11 protein-coding genes and 3 pseudogenes are annotated in these 18932 nt (G+C 63.9%); 7 read left to right on the top strand and 7 right to left on the bottom strand.

What is annotated here, in order from left to right; genetic code table 11:
- Nucleotides 1–249: 249 nt before the first annotated feature.
- A complete protein-coding gene (locus tag KZJ41_RS00710) occupies nt 250–1725 on the top strand; it encodes a glyceraldehyde-3-phosphate dehydrogenase (RefSeq protein WP_102799200.1) in 1476 nt (491 codons plus the stop codon).
- Between the two features lie 819 nt (nt 1726–2544).
- Here the strand turns inward: KZJ41_RS00710 and KZJ41_RS28400 are convergent.
- Complete coding sequence (locus KZJ41_RS28400; protein ID WP_006937388.1) at nt 2545–2679, bottom strand: hypothetical protein; 135 nt, start codon at nt 2677–2679, stop codon at nt 2545–2547.
- Between the two features lie 464 nt (nt 2680–3143).
- On the opposite strand from KZJ41_RS28400, the gene KZJ41_RS00705 reads away from it, so the two are divergent.
- Together KZJ41_RS00705 and KZJ41_RS00700 are read left to right on the top strand one after the other, a co-directional pair.
- Nucleotides 3144–3665, top strand: a complete 522-nt coding sequence (locus tag KZJ41_RS00705) for a hypothetical protein (RefSeq protein ID WP_251550023.1) — start codon at nt 3144–3146, stop codon at nt 3663–3665.
- Nucleotides 3666–4648: 983 nt separating this feature from the next.
- A complete protein-coding gene (locus tag KZJ41_RS00700; protein ID WP_251550021.1) occupies nt 4649–5473 on the top strand; it encodes a hypothetical protein in 825 nt (274 codons plus the stop codon).
- 415 nt (nt 5474–5888) lie between these two features.
- On the opposite strand, the pseudogene KZJ41_RS00695 reads toward KZJ41_RS00700, so the two are convergent.
- Nucleotides 5889–7521, bottom strand: a pseudogene (locus tag KZJ41_RS00695) (IS1634 family transposase).
- 1596 nt (nt 7522–9117) lie between these two features.
- Between KZJ41_RS00695 and ltrA the strand changes: the two are divergent.
- A complete protein-coding gene (gene ltrA / locus KZJ41_RS00690; RefSeq protein ID WP_251550019.1) occupies nt 9118–10515 on the top strand; it encodes a group II intron reverse transcriptase/maturase in 1398 nt (465 codons plus the stop codon).
- Between the two features lie 133 nt (nt 10516–10648).
- On the opposite strand, the gene KZJ41_RS00685 is transcribed toward ltrA, so the two are convergent.
- Nucleotides 10649–12226, bottom strand: a complete 1578-nt coding sequence (locus tag KZJ41_RS00685) for an ISL3 family transposase (protein WP_251550017.1) — start codon at nt 12224–12226, stop codon at nt 10649–10651.
- Between the two features lie 270 nt (nt 12227–12496).
- Here KZJ41_RS00685 and KZJ41_RS00680 point away from each other — a divergent pair, with 270 nt between their 5' ends.
- The gene (locus KZJ41_RS00680; protein ID WP_251550015.1) at nt 12497–14161 is read left to right on the top strand and encodes an AIPR family protein; all 1665 of its coding nucleotides are present in this window, start codon (nt 12497–12499) and stop codon (nt 14159–14161) included.
- Nucleotides 14162–14328: 167 nt separating this feature from the next.
- Here KZJ41_RS00680 and KZJ41_RS28550 read toward each other — a convergent pair whose 3' ends face one another.
- Both KZJ41_RS28550 and KZJ41_RS28545 read right to left on the bottom strand, forming a co-directional pair.
- Nucleotides 14329–14769, bottom strand: coding sequence for a transposase (locus tag KZJ41_RS28550; protein ID WP_373566491.1), 441 nt, complete (start codon nt 14767–14769; stop codon nt 14329–14331).
- A gap of 71 nt (nt 14770–14840) precedes the next feature.
- Nucleotides 14841–15605: pseudogene (locus tag KZJ41_RS28545) on the bottom strand (IS110 family transposase); the annotation flags it as partial.
- Nucleotides 15606–15913: 308 nt separating this feature from the next.
- Between KZJ41_RS28545 and KZJ41_RS00670 the strand changes: the two are divergent.
- Nucleotides 15914–17185, top strand: a pseudogene (locus KZJ41_RS00670) (ISL3 family transposase); the annotation flags it as partial.
- A gap of 369 nt (nt 17186–17554) precedes the next feature.
- On the opposite strand, the gene KZJ41_RS00665 reads toward KZJ41_RS00670, so the two are convergent.
- Nucleotides 17555–17896 (bottom strand): hypothetical protein, encoded by a 342-nt coding sequence (locus KZJ41_RS00665; protein ID WP_251551061.1) that lies wholly within the window; start codon nt 17894–17896, stop codon nt 17555–17557.
- Here KZJ41_RS00665 and KZJ41_RS00660 point away from each other — a divergent pair.
- Nucleotides 17816–18223, top strand: coding sequence for a hypothetical protein (locus KZJ41_RS00660; RefSeq protein WP_251551059.1), 408 nt, complete (start codon nt 17816–17818; stop codon nt 18221–18223). The two genes, KZJ41_RS00665 and KZJ41_RS00660, sit on opposite strands and share 81 nt — an antisense overlap.
- 5 nt (nt 18224–18228) lie before the next feature.
- On the opposite strand, the gene KZJ41_RS00655 is transcribed toward KZJ41_RS00660, so the two are convergent.
- Nucleotides 18229–18672 (bottom strand): hypothetical protein, encoded by a 444-nt coding sequence (locus KZJ41_RS00655; RefSeq protein WP_251550011.1) that lies wholly within the window; start codon nt 18670–18672, stop codon nt 18229–18231.
- Between the last annotated feature and the right edge of the window lie 260 nt (nt 18673–18932).

Below are 18932 nucleotides of genomic sequence, written 5' to 3'. Positions count from 1 at the left end.
GGACAGCAGGTTGTCCGTGGCATTCTTCGCGTGAGGCGGCAGGTCCACGCCCCCGGGACGGTTTCGGCGACCGGCTTGTCGATCCGAGGGAGCGCTTCCATATGCTTGGTGTTGCGCACGTCCTGATCGGCGTCGGTCGTGAACTGTTCCACCGATCCGGAACGCTGACCGGCGAGTGACGTGCGTCTCGTCCGGGCCGGCATCCAACCACCGGACGTGTCCCACGAGCCGGAAAGGCAGAGGAGCACAGTGAGCACAGCAGAATTGGCACAGTGGAACTCCGAGGAGGCTCTTGCGGAAGCGATGATCCCGATCATCGGTGGCTTACACCGCACGCGCTCGGTGACCATTCTGCTTCACAGCCGCTCCCTGGTGAACAAGTCGGTCATCAGCATCCTGCGAACCCATCGTTTCGCCCGACAGATCAGCGGCGACGAGCTGTCCGTCGAAGAGACGTTCCCTTTCCTCGAGGCACTGACGCATCTCGACCTCCGGCCCTCCAAGATCGATCTCGGACTGCTGGTGATGAACTACCGGGCGAACGGCGACGGAGTGTCGATCCCTGAGTTCGTTGCACGCAGTCTTGCCGAACTGGCCGGTACCGCTCCGACGTCTCCGCAGCCGCAGGATGTGATCCTGTACGGATTCGGGCGCATCGGTCGACTGGTGGCTCGACTCCTGATCGAAAAGGCCGGCTCGGGAAATGGGTTGAACTTGCGCGCCGTGGTGGTCCGAAAGGGAGGTAGTGACGACCTGACCAAGCGCGCCTCGCTGCTGCGTCGCGACTCGGTCCACGGGCAGTTCAACGGCACGATCAAGGTCGACCCAGAGAACAACACCCTGATCGCCAACGGCAACGTCATCAAGTTCATCTACAGCAACGATCCGACGAGCGTCGACTACACCGAGTACGGCATCGACAACGCCATCCTGATCGACAACACCGGGATCTGGCGCGACCGCGACGGGCTGTCGCAGCACCTCCGCCCGGGGGTGGCCAAGGTGGTGCTCACCGCGCCCGGCAAGGGCGACGTGCCCAACATTGTGCACGGCGTCAATCACCGCGACCTCGACCCGACCGAGAACATCGTCTCGTGCGCATCGTGCACCACCAATGCCATTGTCCCGCCACTGAAGGCCATGGACGACGAGTTCGGTGTCGCGCGAGGCCACGTCGAGACCGTGCACTCCTTCACCAATGACCAAAACCTGCTGGACAACTACCACAAGGCCGATCGGCGCGGCCGATCGGCGCCCTTCAACCTCGTGCTCACCGAAACAGGTGCCGCGTCGGCCGTGGCGAAGGCGCTTCCCGGCCTTCAGGCAAGGATCACCGGTAACTCGATCCGCGTACCCACCCCGGACGTCTCCGTCGCCATCCTCCACCTTCAGCTGGGGCGTGAGACCACCAAAGATGAAGTGCTCGAACATCTTCGTCAGGAATCGCTGACAGGCGCACTGAGTCGGAATCTCGACTACACCGCGGCAACCGACGCCGTGTCCAGCGACTTCATCGGTTCACGCGCGGCATGCATCATTGACGCCAACGCGGCAATCGTCGACGGTGACACCGCCATTCTCTACGTCTGGTACGACAACGAGTTCGGTTACTCATGCCAGGTGGTGCGTACCGTCCAGTACCTCTCGGGCGTGGAGTACGCCGTCTACCCCGTCACGGGCAGCGCTGCCGTGGAGCCGGTCGGTTCGCCTGCCACTGCCCAGTGACATCGCACCTGCGAGGGGTCGTCTACGGGGTGAATGCCGTGGCAGCAGCGGTATGGGACCGAATCGTGGAGAGTTCTTCTACGGCACCACGAGCGTCTACCGGGCTGAATCGGGCAGGCACGTCCTGACGGACGAACTGTCGCCTGTCACGTACTGGCGATTCACGGTTCCGGAAGGCGAACCGCCGAAGGACTCCCACGCCACGGTCGAGCCGCGCTGCACGTGCATCCGTTCGAGGACTTCAACGGCCGAGCGGTCCGGGTGAGGGTCGCCGAAGCGATGCGGCGGCTGGATTTCCCGTTCTCGAGCTCAGCGTCGAACGGGACACCGCCCCACATGCCCGGTATGTGGCGGCGCTGCGGGAGTGGGATCAGCACCGGTCATTGGCTCTGCGGTGCGAATTCTGGCGGGACGTTCGTTTCGCATCGTCGGACGATCAGGACTGAGGGCCCTGCCTGCGACGCAGCATCGAGCCGGGGGAGCAGGAATGCCGCCCGTGAGCTCCGGTCAACCATGCCGGGCAAGCACGCCCAGCAGGGCTGCGAGCGAGTACGAACGCGGCTGCGCTGCGGGCCGGGGCGAGCGCCTCGGCCCGCAGGCGACACAAGCGCCCACCGAGTGCGAAGACCCGGGGCGGCGGTGTCGAGCCGTAGGCCCGGTCCGCTGCGATGCGAATGCTGCATTCGTGGCATGGATGCAGCGCACGCATGTGTCCGCCAGCGCGTGTCATCGATCGGAGTGCGGGGTATACCACGGCGGCGTCGGTGCGATGCAGGTCTGTTCGGAGCAGGATGCGGTACTCGGAACGGCCGTGGGTGTTCAGTAGCGGGCGGGATGGCCGGCGTCGTCCCAGTCGGGCAGCGGCGGCACCCGGGTGGCCAGGACGGTATCGGCGAAGATCAGCGCGACGGCAAGGGTGCGGGCCACCGGGCGGAGGACCAGGGTGGAGATCATCAAAACGTGCCTCTTCCTTCTGCGAGTGGCCGCGTGGCGACGGGGAGGGCCCGGACACCCCGCCCCAGGGGAAGGCGGGGCGTCCGGGAGGGACGACTCGTCGGCCCGAGGTGCGCGCGCACCGCCGGCAGGGGGTGGCGGGTCGCGGCAGCGGGCCTCGCCGAGTCGACGGCGACGGTCGTGCAACCTTCAACCACATTTACGGCACTCGGTGCAGAAAATCAATCCGGGGCGTCCCGGGATGCCGGCGCGAAGGCCCGAGCGGTGCGCCCGGCCGCTGCACCCCCGGACCGGTGACAGTCGGCAGGCCCGAGGACGGTCGACCTCCTGCGGCCGTGTCGACAGTGGGCGCATCGAAAGTACGCGGGTGGAGAGATGCGGGCCCTCGAGGTGCGCACCTGTCTCTGGTGCGTATCGAAGGGGATCCGGAAGGGGAAAGTGGCGTCGCTCGAGGCTGACCTCTCGTGCGCGCTTTCGTCGATGAGAACACCGTCCGCGGCATCCTGGTGGTGGCCGCAGTGGCGGATCCGTCGGCGCTCGATCAGGCGCGCAGAACGTTGACGGCGCTGAGAATGAAGGGTCAGGAACGGGTCCACTTCAAGTCCGAGCGCGATGCCCGCCGACGCACGATCTGCTCGGCCCTGGAGACATTGGACGTGCAGGTGCACGTCTACGACGCGACCGGGCTGACACCCAAGGTGGGGCGCCCACGATGCGTCGAGGCGCTGGCCGGCGACCTTGCCGAGCTGTCGGTCTCGCGTCTGGTGCTCGAGCAGGACGACTCCACCGTCAAGTCCGATCGCCGCACGTTGTTCGACGCCACCGGCAAACACGGGATCCGGGATCGGCTGACGTATCACCACCTGCGCGCCAAGCAGGAACCGATGCTGTGGATTCCCGACGCGGTCGCCTGGTGCCTGGCCAAGGGCGGCGAATGGCCCGCCCGGGTCCGGCCGTTGATCACCAAGACCGTGGCAGTGCGGTAGAAACGCGAAACCCGGCTCACCAACCGTCCGGAAGGCTGCCGGGTCCACTTCACCGGAGCTAATGCCCCGTGCACTCATCACAGTGCCAGACAGACAAGCTTCGTGCACGCACCAGGTCAGGAGGGTACAGATGGGGGCCGCTGGGCGGCGAGTACGCCCCTCGAGGATGCGGCATCGGCCCCAGTGAGGATTCGGGGCGCACCAGCCGGGCACCGAAGCCGCAGTTCAGCACGCTTGTGAGCGATCGACAGGGACGTGTCATAGCGTCCAAAGATGGTGGACGTCACGGGTTCGCGTCTTCTGCAACTCGTGATTGTCCATGATGGATAATTCCGGTTATCCATCAAATTCGTTTGAGGCTTGCGGGCGACACCCCTCCCCGGTCGGCGATGTCCCACTCCAGCCGAACAACCTTCCAGCGGTAACCAACCCGCGCATATCAGAGTTGACTACGCGTCGAAACCGACACGCTCATCAAAACGGTATTGGGCCTAAGTCGGACAGAAGATGGCCGACTCCCGCGCCAAATGGGCCGCCAGCGCCGCGGCTCGCGTCGAATCGCTCGTGCTACGTGGCCGAGCGCGCTCGGATTCTTGACGTTGCCGACGAGCAGGGACGGGCAACTTTCCGTCTCGGCCACTGCATGTTGCATCATTTACCGTCCGCCTAGTATTTCTCGAGCTCGGGTGACCGACGTCGGTATGCGCGGACCCGACATGAGCGAGGATCTCCTGCCGGCCGCGGTGTTTGCGCACGACCTGCACCGCCACCGCCCCGGACGCGGTGCGCACTTTCCGCACGAATGCCACCGCCCGAACCTACCCGCTTAGTGTCCCGATCCGCTCCACCTCAGTCGCGAACCTGCAGCTCACAGAGTCGCCATGCCACCTACCCGTCAGTAATGTCCTAACTCGGGTCTTACCCACTGCTCAGTGGCTCTCAATTGGCCACGGTGCATCCCTTCCGCGCAGCAGAATGGAAAGGTGAGCTTCGAGGACGAGTACCGGAAGTATGAGGCATTGCACAGGGCCTCCCGCCAGCGATCAGAGGCCGAGGCGAGGAAAGCAGCCGAACAGCAGGCTCAGCACCAACGCATGGGTCCAGCGGCGATCAATTGGATAGCCCAATCTCTCAAGACTGCGGCCGACAAGCTTGCGGCGGCCGGAGTGCCGCCACATACCGTCGTCATCTTTGACCAAAAAATCAAGTATGCGGTTACCGGGATCACGAAATTTATATTCCGTTATCAAACGGTAGATGATAACCGTCCACCGAATGCTTACCGTCACTCGCGGATAATTGGATACGCATGGCCACTCGATCGCGAACGCCACCTCTGGCTCTCCAACAATGGGGTGCTTTTTACTGGCGATAGCGGCCTGCCCGATTATTACAGTACGGGGCAGCTCGACATGAGCAAAATGAACAACCGAGTTCGCGAACAACAAAAACGCGCACTCCGCCAGCTGGGCGTGTCAGACGCTGTCTTTTTGGACAAGGGTCGTATCAATGCTGTCCGAGAGCAATGTGGATTCGGCGATCTGATTCCCGTCGGCAGCGACGATCAGCAAGTAAGTGTCATCGCCAAGGGGCCGTGGATCTGGCAGATCTCGGAATTTCTTGCAAACTTGGGACGTATGCAGGGGGGATACAGAAAATGGGCCTTCGGCGTTCTGCCGGACGGACACCCGGTATTCATAATTGATTCGGAAGGTTTTTCTGTAATTGCCGCTCCGATTGACGCTTGGCTTGCCCGTGGCGTTAGTCGGCTGATAGACGGCTGGCCACTACACGACTTGAAGGGATGAATCCTGACAGAGAGCCGCACGAGGTGTGACGTTCGAGGGTGAAATTTGTTTGGTACAACGGACCGGCTGGTCTTGCGGATCTGGACCGGGGACGGTGTTCAGTTCGTGTCGCCGGAGTCGATGACATGGGAGAACCGCCAGGCACCGGCGAGCCCTGTGACGGAAGAAAAGTGCTCACGCAGACCTGGCCTCTTCATCACGGCAACAGCTGGGTGGAGTCGCTGACCCACCCTCGCGCCGAAGTGGTACTCGGCCGCGTCTTGCAGGACCCTGATGCAACCTGGTGGCGTTGGTGGCCCCGGGTGCCGTACCTACAACATCAGGTACAGCGCACCGGCTGGCCTGCGACCACCTGTTCGACACCGACAGCGACGACGGCCTGGAAAGCGCAACCACCTGAGTTAGGACATTTGGCTTAGTGTCCCGATTCGAAGCTGAGACGGGTGAGAATCTCCAGTTCAGCAGCAGGGATCTGCGGCGGAAAGTCCTGGACGGCGCCGTTGATGGCGATGGTCGAGGTTCGTAGCGGCCGCAGTTGCTTGACCAGCCTCGCGATCGCGACACCGGTGTGGTCCTGGGCGCAGCGGGCGACGGCCAGAGCGGCGAACACGATGGTCAGGTGCGCCTCGATGGCGTCGCGGGTGCGGTGGAACATCGGCCGTGCCCGCAGATCGGTCTTCGACATGCGAAACGACTGCTCGACATGCCACAGGTCGTGGTACTTGCCGATCACCTCGCCCGGTTCCATGAGCGTGACCGGGATATTGGCGGGTGTATCCCTTCAAGCCGACCAGCGATCGAGCTCGTGCCAGCGCGGCATCATCGAGTCGCTGACCTGCGGTGGTGGTCTTGACGAAGCGCGTCGCCTTCGACTTCTGGGTGCCCTCGACCACCGCCCGCGCCCTCGCCTCCTGGGCATTGAGAGTCTGGTTGTCGCGCACGGCACGTTTGCGGGTGTACTGCCAGATCGCCCGCCACGAGGTGGGATGCCGAACCGGATCCCAGACCGGTTCGGCCCGCCTTTTCACGGTGTTGACCACGCTGCGGGCGTGCCGGGGGGTGACGGTGTCGATGATCTGCCCATCGGTGAACACATCACCGTGCCAATGGAAATGGGACGTCAGATCAGCGGGCGCCTTCGTCACCCGGGAGCCGACGATGAACTTCAGGCCGGCCTCGTCGAGAGCGGTGAGATTCGCCGCCGACAGCATGCCGGCGTCGGCGGCGATGACCATCTCCACGCCCTCGAGGTCGTGCCGGGCTTGGAACTGACGCACCATGGGGACCAGGGTGTGGGTTTCGGCCTTGTTGCCTTCGAAACAGGCGATCTCCAGTGGGAACCCGGTGCGGTCGACGAGCAACCCGACCACGATTTGTGGATCGACCCGGCGCTCTTTGGAGTAGCCGACCTTGCGCAGGTCGTCTTCCTTCTCGGCCTCGAAGTACAAGGTGGTCACGTCGAACAGCAGCAATCCCAATCCGCCGGTGCTGGCCGCGTACTCGAAGCAGCGGCGGGCGATCCGGTCGCGGTAGTCGCCGGTGATGATCTGCGCGAGGTGGCGTTGAATCGTTTTGTACGACACCGGATCAGCGCCGAGATCGTCGAGGACGCGCAGGGCATCGATCTTCGAGGTCGGTTCGACGATCCGGGCGATGACCAGGTCTTTGAACACCGCGTCGTCGATGATGTCGAAGCCGAGCCCGTCGTGGACGAAGGTGAGCACGTCGTAGAGCAACCGGGCGCTGGTGCGTACGGTTCGTCCCGCCCCGGCGAGCTCGCCACCCTTGCTCGTCGTCGGGCCGGGCAGTTGGCCGGTTCGCCAGTCGGCAACATCGGCGATCTGCTCGACGGGCGTCGGCACATCCAGCTCCAGCACGCCTTGATCGCCGTGCAGCAGGTGTCGGGCTCGTTCGAGCAGAATGCCCAGCTCGACGTCGGTATGCGCGGACCCGACGTGAGCGAGGATCTCGTGCCGGCCGCGGTGTTTGCGCACGACCTGCACCGCTACCGCCCCGGATGCGGTGCGCACTTTCCGCACGAATGCCACGGCCCGAACCTACCTGCTTAGTGTCCCCATCCGCTTCGTCGACGTCGTGAATGCGCAGGTGGAAGCCTCGGCAGGTGTTCTACCCGCCAGTAATGTCCTAACTCAGGCCTGATGCAACCTGGTGGCGTTGGTGGCCCCGGGTGCCGTACCTACAACATCAGGTACAGCGCACCGGCTGGCCTGCGACCACCTGTTCGACACCGACAGCGACGACGGCCTGGAAAGCGCAACCATGGCGGGTATAGCGAGCGACATGGCCGAGCGGCTGGTCCCCCCGAAGAACTGATCGAGGATCCATCCCAATGGGCTCTGCAGAGTGCGGGTGCACATGGATGTCCTGCGCCCGGTGACGATAGAACGGGTGACAGAGGCACTGACGTGCCAGGGCGGATCGCCGGCGCCATGCAGCGATCCCAGGCGGAGACACCCGCCGCTTTGCCTCGGGCTGGGCCCGCTCCACCAACTGGTGCGCGGCCAGCGGGCGATCCCCGATACCAGCGCATCCGAAGGGATTGGACAAGTATTGGTTGTCGACTACTCAAAATAATGACCAAAACATAATATGGGCAATGTCACCCAAAAATACTGATAGACAGTGCATCTCAGTTTGCCGATAAGCGCGATTATGTCAAGAACGCCCAGTATTGCATCCGATGACCGATCCGGTCGCCCTCGGATCCGGCATGGCCGTGAAGTTGTGCCGTGATCGACGCCCCTCCGGCCGATCGACACGGAGCACGATGCAGACTCGCTTCAGATCGTGTCGATGTACTGGCCACAGCTCGTCACGTTCGGACGAGGTATCGAGCAGCTTCTTGCTGCGCAGGACGGTTCGGGCGGTGTCGAGGTAGCGACAGATGAGTGGGCCGATGGTGCCCTTGCGTTAGGCCTGTCGACGGACATGAGAACCTGGATCTGGCGCACTTTCCGTTTGCGCCGTGAGGCGCTGTGATTCGAGTGGAGGTGAGAGACCTTCACCGCTGGCCTGTCGTAGCAGGTCGGTGGAGCTGAGGGCAGCCTGCTCCGGGTGGTGCCGGGGAGGGTGGGAGCAGCCCTGACAACGCCGGGACGTGGCCAGTACTGCCAGATGGTGCGGGTCCGGCAAGCGAGACGAAGAGGAGTACGCGAGGAACCAGCGTTGTTACGTCCCTCAATGCGCCACCTGCTCGAACCTGGCGGATCTGGGCAGGACGCGGTGCGCACCCACCGAGGTCGGTGGGGAACTCCTGGGTTGGTTTATGGAAGCCGGCCGGGAGGCCACGAGGAATGTCTACGGCGTACTCGTGGCGATGCCGCAGGGACACAGTTGGGCTCCTACTTCGTCGAGCGAATCACAGTGAACACGGGAACCGCCCGTCACGGCTCCCGGTCTGGTGAGCAGCCGGCTCACCGGGCCGGGATAGACGCATCGACCGTCGAACGTGTCGGGTGGGGCGGAGCCGCCGTAGTAGTCCGAGGCCGGGAAAGCCGGTCACATGGCGAAGGGCGGCAGCGGTTTCGAGAAGGGCGGAGACTGTAATGCCGAAAGATGCGCCACCGAACGGTGACGCCGTGCCCGAGTCGGTCCCGACGGGACCGACTCGGCGGGTATCGGAGATGCAGGCCAAGCTTCACCGTTGGGCGGTGGCCGATCCCGGCCGCCGGTTCGACGACCTGTTCAACCTGGTGCACGACCCAGCGACGCTGATCGCGGCGTTCGACCGGGTCGCGGGCAACCGCGGAGCGAAGACTCCCGGCGTCGACGGCAGGACCATCGCCGACGTCGAGGAATACGTCGGGACTCCGGGGTTTCTGAACGACCTACGCGCCAGCCTGAAAGATGGTTCGTTTCGACCGTTGCCGGTGCGGGAGAGGATCATTCCCAAGCCGGGCGGGTCGGGGAAGGTGCGCCGCCTCGGAATACCGACGGTGGCGGACCGAGTCGTTCAGGCCGCGCTCAAGTTGGTGCTGGAACCGATCTTCGAGGCCGACTTCGAGCCGGTCTCGTTCGGGTTCCGGCCCCACCGGCGGGCGCAGGACGCGATAGCCGAGATCCACTACTACGGCACCCGCGGTTACCGCTGGGTGCTGGATGCGGACATCGAGGCGTGCTTCGATCGGATCGAGCACGTCGCATTGATGGATCGTGTCCGGTTGCGGATCAAGGACAAGCGGGTCCTGGCGCTGGTCAAGGCGTTCCTCAAGGCCGGGGTTCTCACCGAACTCGGCGATCGGCGGGACACCACGACCGGCACGCCCCAGGGTGGCATCCTCTCGCCGTTGTTGGCCAACATCGCGTTGAGTGTGCTCGACGAGCACGTGATGGCGCCGTGGAAGCCGGGCGGCACGATGTCCACCGAGGGCAAGCGGGCATACCGTCGCCGCACAGGGTCACCGACGTGGCGGCTGGTCCGCTACGCCGACGACTTCGTCGTCCTCGTCCACGGAACCGAGGACGACACCGAGGCGATGCGCGAACAGGTCGGCGAGGTTCTCGCACCGATGGGTCTGCGGCTCTCGCCGGAGAAAACCCGCGTGCGACACCTCAGCGACGGGGTCGACTTCTTGGGATTCCACATCCGGTGGCGTCGCAAGCGAGGCTCGGACAAGTGGTTCGTCTACACCTTCATCGGCGACCGGCCCATCCGGTCGTTGAAGGCGAAAGTCCGTGCCCTGACCCATCGGCAGTCGCAGCTGAGTCTGGAGTACGTGATCGTGCGGCTCAACCAGATTCTGCGCGGCTGGTCCACCTACTTCAAGCATGCCGTGGCAAAAGACCGCTTCACTGCTTTGCAACACTACGTGTTGCAGCGGGTGATCCGGATGCTGCAAACCCGGCATCGCTGGGGGTGGAACGATATTCGCCGCCGATACACTACCCGCACTGGGCGGTGGTTACCTATCTCGACGGCGGACGGGACCGTGTTGTTCGACATGGCCAGCGTGACGGTCACCCGTTACCGATGGCGCGGCAACACGATCCCCAACCGATGGACGGCCCTGCGAACAGCGTGACGGCAGAGACCGTGGAGAGCCCGTTGCGTCGAGAGGCGCACGGCGGGTTCGGCGAGAGGTCCGGGGAAACGGGACGGGAGCAATCCCGTCACCGCGCCCCGGGCCTACTCAGCGATTCGTTTGGCGCACTTGTTCATACGTAGTGGATGACGCGCTTGCGGAGCAGGTCGAAGTGAGCCCTCCCGTACATCTGTCGTTTGAGCATCTTGATCCGGTTCACATGTCCCTCGACCGGGCCCGAACTGTACTCCAGCGTCAGTCCGGCGGTGACGGCATCGAGGTCACGGAGCAAGCCTGCCGCGAAGGACCGCAACGCGGGCGCGCCGTCGCGGCGGGCGCGGGCGATCCACTCCTGCACCTTGTGACCGCGTCGGCCGACCATGATCTCGGCGAAGTCCCGCACGAGCCGGCAGGTGGTGGCCAACGCCGGGCTGCGCATGAGCAGTGCTTTGCGCCCGGTGCGGTCCTCGTCGGTGAGGTGATCGGGATGGCGAGTGAGCCATCCGGTGACCTGTCGGACACTCGGCGCGGTGGGGCCCGGCGGCGGTGGGGTGGCCGCAGCGCGCAGCGGATAGACGAATCGTGCGACGGTCTTGGCGCTGCCCCGATATCCGAGTGCGGTGATCTCGCGGGTGAGCAGTGCGGCGTCGAGACACCCGCCATCGATGCGTTCACGCAGGTAAGGCGCGTACTCGTCGAGGATGCCGCGGCGGGTTCGCGCAGTGGAGATCAGATCGCGGGCATTCGTGGCGCGGGCGAAGCGGCGGACCGTTTTGCGATCGAGTCCCAGTATGCGCGAGACGTCGGAGATCGTCCGCCCCTGGGTGAGCAGCTCGTGCACGGCCGCGTGACGTTCGGTGGTGCGGGTGACGATGCGGCCCTCGACCGAGCCTGCGGCTCGCGCAGTGTCCGGTCGCGGCATCGCCTCGTCGGGTCCTGGGGCGGTGGTGTCGAGAGGCGGGTTCAGGTCGGCGCGGTGGCGGATGACGGTCTTCTCGACAGCGCCGACCAGGTTGTGCCACAGGTGCCAACGATCGGCAACCTGGGTGGCCTCAGGAGCGCCGGTGCCGATGCCGTCGGCGTAGGCACCGGCCCGGTCCCGACACACGATTTCGACCCCGGGACGGCTCCGCAGCCACGTCGCGACCGTGTCCGAGGTGCGGTCGGGCAACAGCTCGATGGGAGTGCGGGTGATCATGTCGATGACGACGGTGCCGTACACGTGCCCCCGCCGGAGCGCGAAGTCGTCGATACCCAGAACAGGCACCTCCTCGACGGGCCGATCGGGGATCGCCCGAACGGTTCGCAACACGGTGTCGCGGCCGACCGCGACTCCGAGCCGGTCCGCGAGCCGGGCACCGGCACGCCCGGCCACCGCCAATCCGATCGCCTCGATCATGGCCGCCGCTGCGGGCGTGCGCCGGCTCCACGGAAGCGTCAAACCCGAAATTTGCTCGGTGAAGGTCTTTGCGGCGCAGTCGGTCGTGTCGCAGAAGAATCGGCGGACCCGAATGTCGATCAGGACCGGATACCCACCGATTGCGGTATCGGCAAGCTGGCGGCGATACCGAGAATGCACTCGACGCGCTTCGCCGGCACAACGTGGGCACGACGCCCGCTCACCCCGCGGCCGAGCCTCGATACGGATGGTCGCGCCCACCCGCCGGACGTCGAGAACATCGACACTGTCCAAATGCGGGAACAAGTCCATCCCGCCGTCTTCAGCGCACCCGGACGATCCTCAACCACCGATGTCGGTGCAGGTCAGCGACACGCCAGAGGCTTCACGGAAAGTGCGCCAGATCCAGATCCAGATGTCCATTGACATAGGCCAAGGCCAGTGGCACGGCCACCGTCTGAGATCTCAGCGGTCGGTAGTGACGCCGTTCATGCGCAGCAATTTGGTCAATCGTTAATACAACCTCCTGCCCCTGCTACGTGAGCAGTCGCTAATGTTGCAACCAGCAAACTAGGAGGCATTTTGAGCAAGTTCCACGTCAGTCAGATTGAGACTCACGTTCAGTCCCTCTACCGATCTACCTACTGGGAAGCCGGTCTTGACGACGTCAGTAACTTGTCTCGACTACTTGCACTTCATGCCGTACACCTCGTCATTGGACCCGAGAGCAGCAGCCAGCGGACGATCGAAATTACCGATGGGACCTACGATCGAGGAATTGATGCCGTAGGCGTCGATCCGGACGCCAAACTTGTAGTCTTTGTGCAATCGAAGTGGAGGCGGGATGGAACCGGGTCGATGGCTCTCGGCGATGTCCTCAAGTTCCTCGACGGCGTCAAGTCTCTTCTCGGCATGAAGTCCGGTAATGAACCCGCGCACGCGTCGGCAGCTACGAAGACCGCCGTAAGTGATCTTCTTAGAACGCCAGGCGCTCGGATTCGCCTAGTGACCGTAACGACCGCGAGCGACCCGCTGACTCAGGCTGTTGAAGCACCTGTCGTCGGCCTTCTTGAGCAGTTGAACGATCTCGACGGAATCGAACCCCTTGCGCTCCATCAGCACATCGCGCAGAAAGATCTGTTCAGCTCTATCTCCGACCATGCGCGGCCCGCCGTCGATATTGACCTCCAAATGCTGGACTGGGGTCGTGCATCCGACCCTCAGAAGATGTACTACGGTCGCGTAAGTGCCGCCGAGATCGCGGCATGGTTCTCTAAGCATGGCGTGGACCTATTTGCTGAGAATATCCGAGTCGTTATTCCGCGATCAGACATTAATGAAGGAATTCTTCATACAATACGGAACGAGCCCGAACGGTTCACCTACTACAATAATGGGATTACCGTACTTGCTGATTCGATTGACATCGGCCCAAGCGGCGCACTTACTAAGGATGTGGGATATTTCAAGCTTGCAGGCGCAAGCATTGTCAACGGTGCGCAAACAGTCTCTACCTTGGGATCAGTTCTTGGCACAGACGGCGAGCCTAACTTGGGCAATGCCTTTGTCCTGGTCAGGTGCGTCGAAGTGCCGAAGGATGAGGACGAGCTCGGCCGCAGAATTACGCGATTCGCAAACACGCAGAACGAAGTATCAAGCCAGGATTTTGCGTTCCTCGACCAGCAGCAACATCGACTGGTAAGGGAACTGCAGGTTCTGGGCTTTGAATACATCCTTCGCTCAGCCGAAGTGCCTAAGACGAAGGACTCAAGTAAGGTGATCGACGTACGTCAGGCTGCCGTCGCGCTTGCATGTGCATCTCCAAATCTAGGCCACTCCGTGATCGCCAAGCGCGAAGTATCGCGACTCTTCTCGGATCAGTCAGTCTATCTCGCACTATTTAATGACCAGACGGATCCACTTCGACTTAGCAGGGCGGTGTCCATCACCGGACAGGTCGATTCAATATTGGACGATCTGGAACGCGAATCCGACGGCATCCAGGCAGGAATTGCCGTGCATGGCCGTCGCATTATTGCCCATATCGTTCTACGAACGATTGGGGACAAGTTTCTCCTGGATCCGGGCAGTGATCTTCAAGTCAAGATTGCAAACCTCAAGAGTGACGTATCAAACTACGTGACGAAACTAGTGGACGTCTTTCCTGCCAACGCTTATCCGGGAAATGTGTTCAAGAACCAGGCCAGGGTATCCAGACTCGTACAGGAAGCCGGACTCGTATCTTGATGAAATAGCGATGCTTCCGACCCTCCTACCGACCACAGCGGGCATCGATTCAAACTGAATTTCATTGTGCCACTCTAATTGTGGTGGGTCATGATGGCTGGTACGTGAATCTGAGGTGACCGGCAGGGCGAAGCCACCCGGCGCAGCCGGGTGCGGCGTTCGAGTGGTCAGGCCGCTGGTTGTGTGGGTTCGATGGTGACCTGGTGACCGAGTGCTTGAAGCCTGGCCAGGAGTCGACGAGTTTCTTTGGCCGGGTCGATTCTGCGGTCGAGGTAGTCGGTTCCGAGGTCCCGGTAGGGGCGCCCGGTGGCGAGGATATGCCAGACGATGATCGCCAGTTTGTGGGCGATCGCGACGATGGCTTTGTTCTTGGCGTGGGGACTTCGCGGGCCGCCGAACTTGCGGACGTGCCAGCGGTAAAGGCTCTGCAGGTAGCCCGGTGTCCGCACGGCAGCCCAGCTGCACTCGACGAGCACATGCTGCAGCTGCGGGTTGCCCTTACGTCGGGCACCGGAGCGATGCTTGCCGGCCGACTCGTGGTTGCCCGGGCACAGGCCGATCCAGGAGGCGAAATGTGCGTCCGTCGGGAAACAGTCGGCGACCGCCACACCTGATTCGAAAAAATGATCGCCGCCGACGCGCCGGGGCCGATCCCGGGGATGGTGGTCAACAGCTCGCGTTCGGCGCGAAAGGGTTGCATCATGTCCTCGATCTGCTCATCGAGCCTGCGGATCATCTGCTCGAGGTGATCGATATGGTCGAGATGAAGCCGGCACCTCGAGGCGTGATGATCGTCGAAACGGCCCTCCAGGGCGCGTTGCAGATCGGGGATTTTCGCGCGCATCTTTCCCTTGGCCAGATCGGCGAGCATGGCCGGTCGGCGCTGGCCATCGATCAGCGCCTCCACCATTGCCCGTACCGAGGCCGTGGTGATCGTCGACGCCACCGAATCGACCTTGATCCCGGCGTCGTGGAGCACGTTGCCCAGTCGCTGCAGCTCGCTGGTACGGGATTCGGTGAGCTTGCGGCGGTACCGGATCACATCGCGTGCCGCTTTGATCTCGGCCGGCGGGATGAAGCTGCCCCGCACCAGCCCGCATTCGAGCAGATGCGCCAGCCACTCGGCGTCGGACAGGTCGGTCTTACGGCCGGGCACGTTGCGGACGTGCCCGGCGTTGCAGACCAGGACTTCCTCGAAGTCCCCGTGCTCGACCAGCGCATGGTAGACGGGCATCGAGTAGATGCCGGTGGCCTCCATCGCCACGTGCGTGACCTGCTGTTCGGTCAACCACGCGGCGGCCTGGACGAGCACGCCATAGAACGTTGTGAACATGCGTTTGACGGTGTGCCGATGGTCGGGGCCGTCGCCCGGCACCCTGACCGCTACCGCGATGACGTCTTTGCCGATGTCGATCGCCGCGCACCGCTGGTAGAGAACCTGCATCTGCCTCGCCCTCTCCCTATGCTCACTCGTGGGACGCGCGCCGCCTCCGGAGCCCCGCATATCAAATTGGAGGCTGGTACTCGCGCTCACGGCGGCAACCGGTAACACCCGACGGTGGAGGCTCCAGCGCCAATCTCTTCGACGGTCTCGAAAGACCAAGCCAAATCGGCGTCGGAAGGCGACGGGCGCACAAAGATTCTCACCCCACGGGCCCGCCAGGGTCCACCAGGATCTCTTCGCACTTGGTAGGGGTGTGATGTCGTCCGGCCCCGTGCCGTGTCGGTGATTGAAAAAGGGCCCGCGCCCTTGTGAGCTGGGTGTTCTTCAGGCATCCAGGACAACAAGGAACGCGGCATGCTCCACGGTAGTTCACTGCTGCTCGATCTCGACGGCATCGTCGTCGAGTCGGTGCGGCGCGTCGACGATGGCAACCGGGTCGTCCGGCTCGGCACCGACCCTCGATGGGTCGGCGTGTGCCCACAGTGCGGGCAGAAGTCGACCCGATCGAAGGGCTGGGTCACCACTCGTCCCCGCGATGTGCAGGTCGGACCCGACCGTCCCCTGCTCGAATGACAGAAACGGAAATGGTTGTGCGCCAATAGGGTCTGCGATCGCACGGTGTTCACCGAATCGGTTCCGGGCATCGCGGCCCGTGCTCGGGTCACCCCACGGGCGAAGACGATGATGGCCGCCGGTGTCCTCGACGACGACCGTTCGGTGGCCGCGGTCACCGCCGAGTACCGGTGCGCCTGGCACACCGTCCACGACAAGGTCGTCGCCGTCGCCGACACCGCCCTCGACGACGAGCCCGGCCCGGTGACCGTCCTCGGCATCGACGAGACCCGCCGAGGCAAGGCGAAGTGGGAGACCGATCCGATCACCGGAGCCCGGCGCTGGGTGGACCGGTGGGACACTGGCCTGGTCGACATCGCCGGCGACCAGGGGCTGCTCGCCCAGGTCAACGGCCGCGCCTCGGCGGCGGTGTTCGACTGGCTCCACCAGCGCGACGAGCAGTGGCGGCGGCAGATCACCCACGTCACCATCGACCTGTCCGGTGTCTACGCCAAGGCGGTACGCGAGGCGTTGCCACACGCCGAGCTGGTCGTCGACCGGTTTCACCTGGTCAAGAAGGCCAACGAGATCGTCGATGCGGTGCGCCGGCGAGTCACCCAGACCCACCGGGGCCGACCGGCCGCAAGAGCGATGTCGAGTGGATCAACCGTCGTCGGTTGCTGCGGGGCGCCGAGACCCTCACCATCGAGCAGCGCAGGGAACTGTTCACCAAGCTGCTCACCGCCGACCCGAGCGAGGAGATCGCCGCGGCTTGGATCGCCAAAGAGTTACTACGAGACCTGCTGGCCTGCACCGCCCGTGGTGGGCTGCGGTATGAGATCCGGGCCGCGTTGTATCGGTTCTACAAGTTCTGTGCCGCCTGCTCGGTACCTGAGGTCACCGCGTTGGCCCGTACCGTGGAGACCTGGCAGGACCCGATCATTCGGGCGATCGAGACCGGCCTGTCGAACGCGCGGAGCGAGGGCTATAACCGGATCGTCAAGCACGTCGGACGGATCGCGTTCGGTTCCGCAATCCGGTGATGAGGCTCAGCGAAGGTGGATCTGTCGCACTTTCCGTGAAGGTCCCCTCATGCCCCTGATCAGGGACGATTCGGTATAGACCAAGATCATCATGCTGTGACCTCGCGCCCCTAACAGCCCTACTGCCGCATTTGACCGAGGTGGTCCTCGACGCCGTCCGCCTCGCCGGATCCACGATCCGAATCCACGCCCACCCTCACCACACGAAGCGCAGTGCCCGAATGCGACACATTGTCGAGCCGGGTCCATTCCCGGCACCGGCGCAGACTAGCCGACACAGCGATCGGTGTCTGCCGGTCGAACTCGAACTGACCGTGCGCCTATTCTTCTGCATCAACACGCATTGCACGACAATCATTCGCCGAACAGATACCTGGATTGACGAAACGGTGCGCCCGTCGAACGACCGTGCTCAACGCGGTGTTCGAAGCAATCGGGCTGGCGCTGGCCGGACGCGCCGGCGCCCGCCTGGCAGCCAGGCTCGGGATCGCGGCCGGCCGCGACACCCTGCTGCGTGCGGTGCGCGCAATCCCGGACCGACCGGTCGAGCAGACACCGATTCTGGGGGTCGACGACTTCGCCGTCCGGCGCGGCCACCACTATGGCACCGTCATCGTGGATCTGACCACGAGCCGGCCGATCGATCTGCTGCCGGACCGCACCAGCGACACCGTCGCCGCATGGCTGCAGGAACATCCGGGCGCCGAGGTGGTGTGCGTGACCGGGCGGGTGCCTACGCCGAAGCCGTCCGCATCGGCGCGCCGGATGCGGTGCAGGTCGCCGACCGATGGCACCTGTGGCTGGGCCTGGTCGGCGCGGTCGAGGACACCGTGGTTGGGCACCGTTGCGACCGTCGTCCACCGGTCGAACCCGCCGACCCCGGCGAGGTCGTCACCGACACCACTGCTAGTGAGATCGACTGTGGTACAAGCATTACAGGTAACGATGTGTCAGACGGCCGGTTGGTCCCCCGCACCAGGGAACGGCATGCCGCCGTGCAACGACTCGTCTCGAGCGGGATGACGATCTCAGCGATCAGCAGGAAACTGGACCTCGACCGCAAGACCGTCCGCCGCTTCGCCCGTGCCCATAGCCTCGACGAACTGCTGACCACCACCCGGACGGCAGGACCCACCTTGCTCAGCGAACACGAAACCTACCTGCATGACCGCTTCGCCGCGGGATGCACCGACGCCGCCCGCCTGACCGCAGAGATCACCGAGCGTGGTTACCGAGGCAACGCCAAGACCGTCCGCCGGTTTCCGGCACCACTGCGTGCTGCGCTCCGGACGAGGCCGGCACCACCGCCGGCGCCATCCGCCCGGCAGGTCACCGGGTGGTTGACCTCCCGACCCGACCGTCTCACCGACGCCGACAGTCGCCGACTCGCCCAAATCCTCGAACACAGCCCCGCACTGACAGCCCTGCGCGAGCACGTTCGCGGCTTCGCCGAGATCATAGTCCAGCGGCACGGACTCGAACTCCTCAGTTGGATGACCAGCGTCGACGCCACCGGATCACCGACCCTGCGGTCCTTCACCGCGGGCCTGCGCCGTGACCTCGATGCCGTCATTGCCGGCCTGACCCTCGAACTTGAGCTCCGGGCCGGTCGAAGGGCACGTGAACCGGATCAAAACGCTCGAGCGGCAGATGTACGGGCGAGCCAACCTCGACCTGCTCCGGAAACGTGTCATCCACCTCGAATAGTGAAGCGTGGAAGTAGCTTCACGGA

This window comes from Rhodococcus sp. 11-3, assembly GCF_023704055.1.
GTDB classification, from domain to species: Bacteria; Actinomycetota; Actinomycetes; order Mycobacteriales; family Mycobacteriaceae; genus Rhodococcus; species Rhodococcus aetherivorans.
Note: the sequence above shows the minus strand (reverse complement) of the source record. Positions and strands in the feature narration are given on the sequence as shown.

Coding starts and splice junctions, on each gene's coding strand:
- KZJ41_RS28400 (WP_006937388.1), bottom strand. CDS start 2,679: ATGATCTCCACCCTGGTCCTCCGCCCGGTGGCCCGCACCCTTGCCGTC.
- ltrA (WP_251550019.1), top strand. CDS start 9,118: ATGCAGGCCAAGCTTCACCGTTGGGCGGTGGCCGATCCCGGCCGCCGG.
- KZJ41_RS00685 (WP_251550017.1), bottom strand. CDS start 12,226: ATGGACTTGTTCCCGCATTTGGACAGTGTCGATGTTCTCGACGTCCGG.
- KZJ41_RS00665 (WP_251551061.1), bottom strand. CDS start 17,896: ATGTTCCTGCAGCCATGCGGCGACGGTGTCGCTGGTGCGGTCCGGCAG.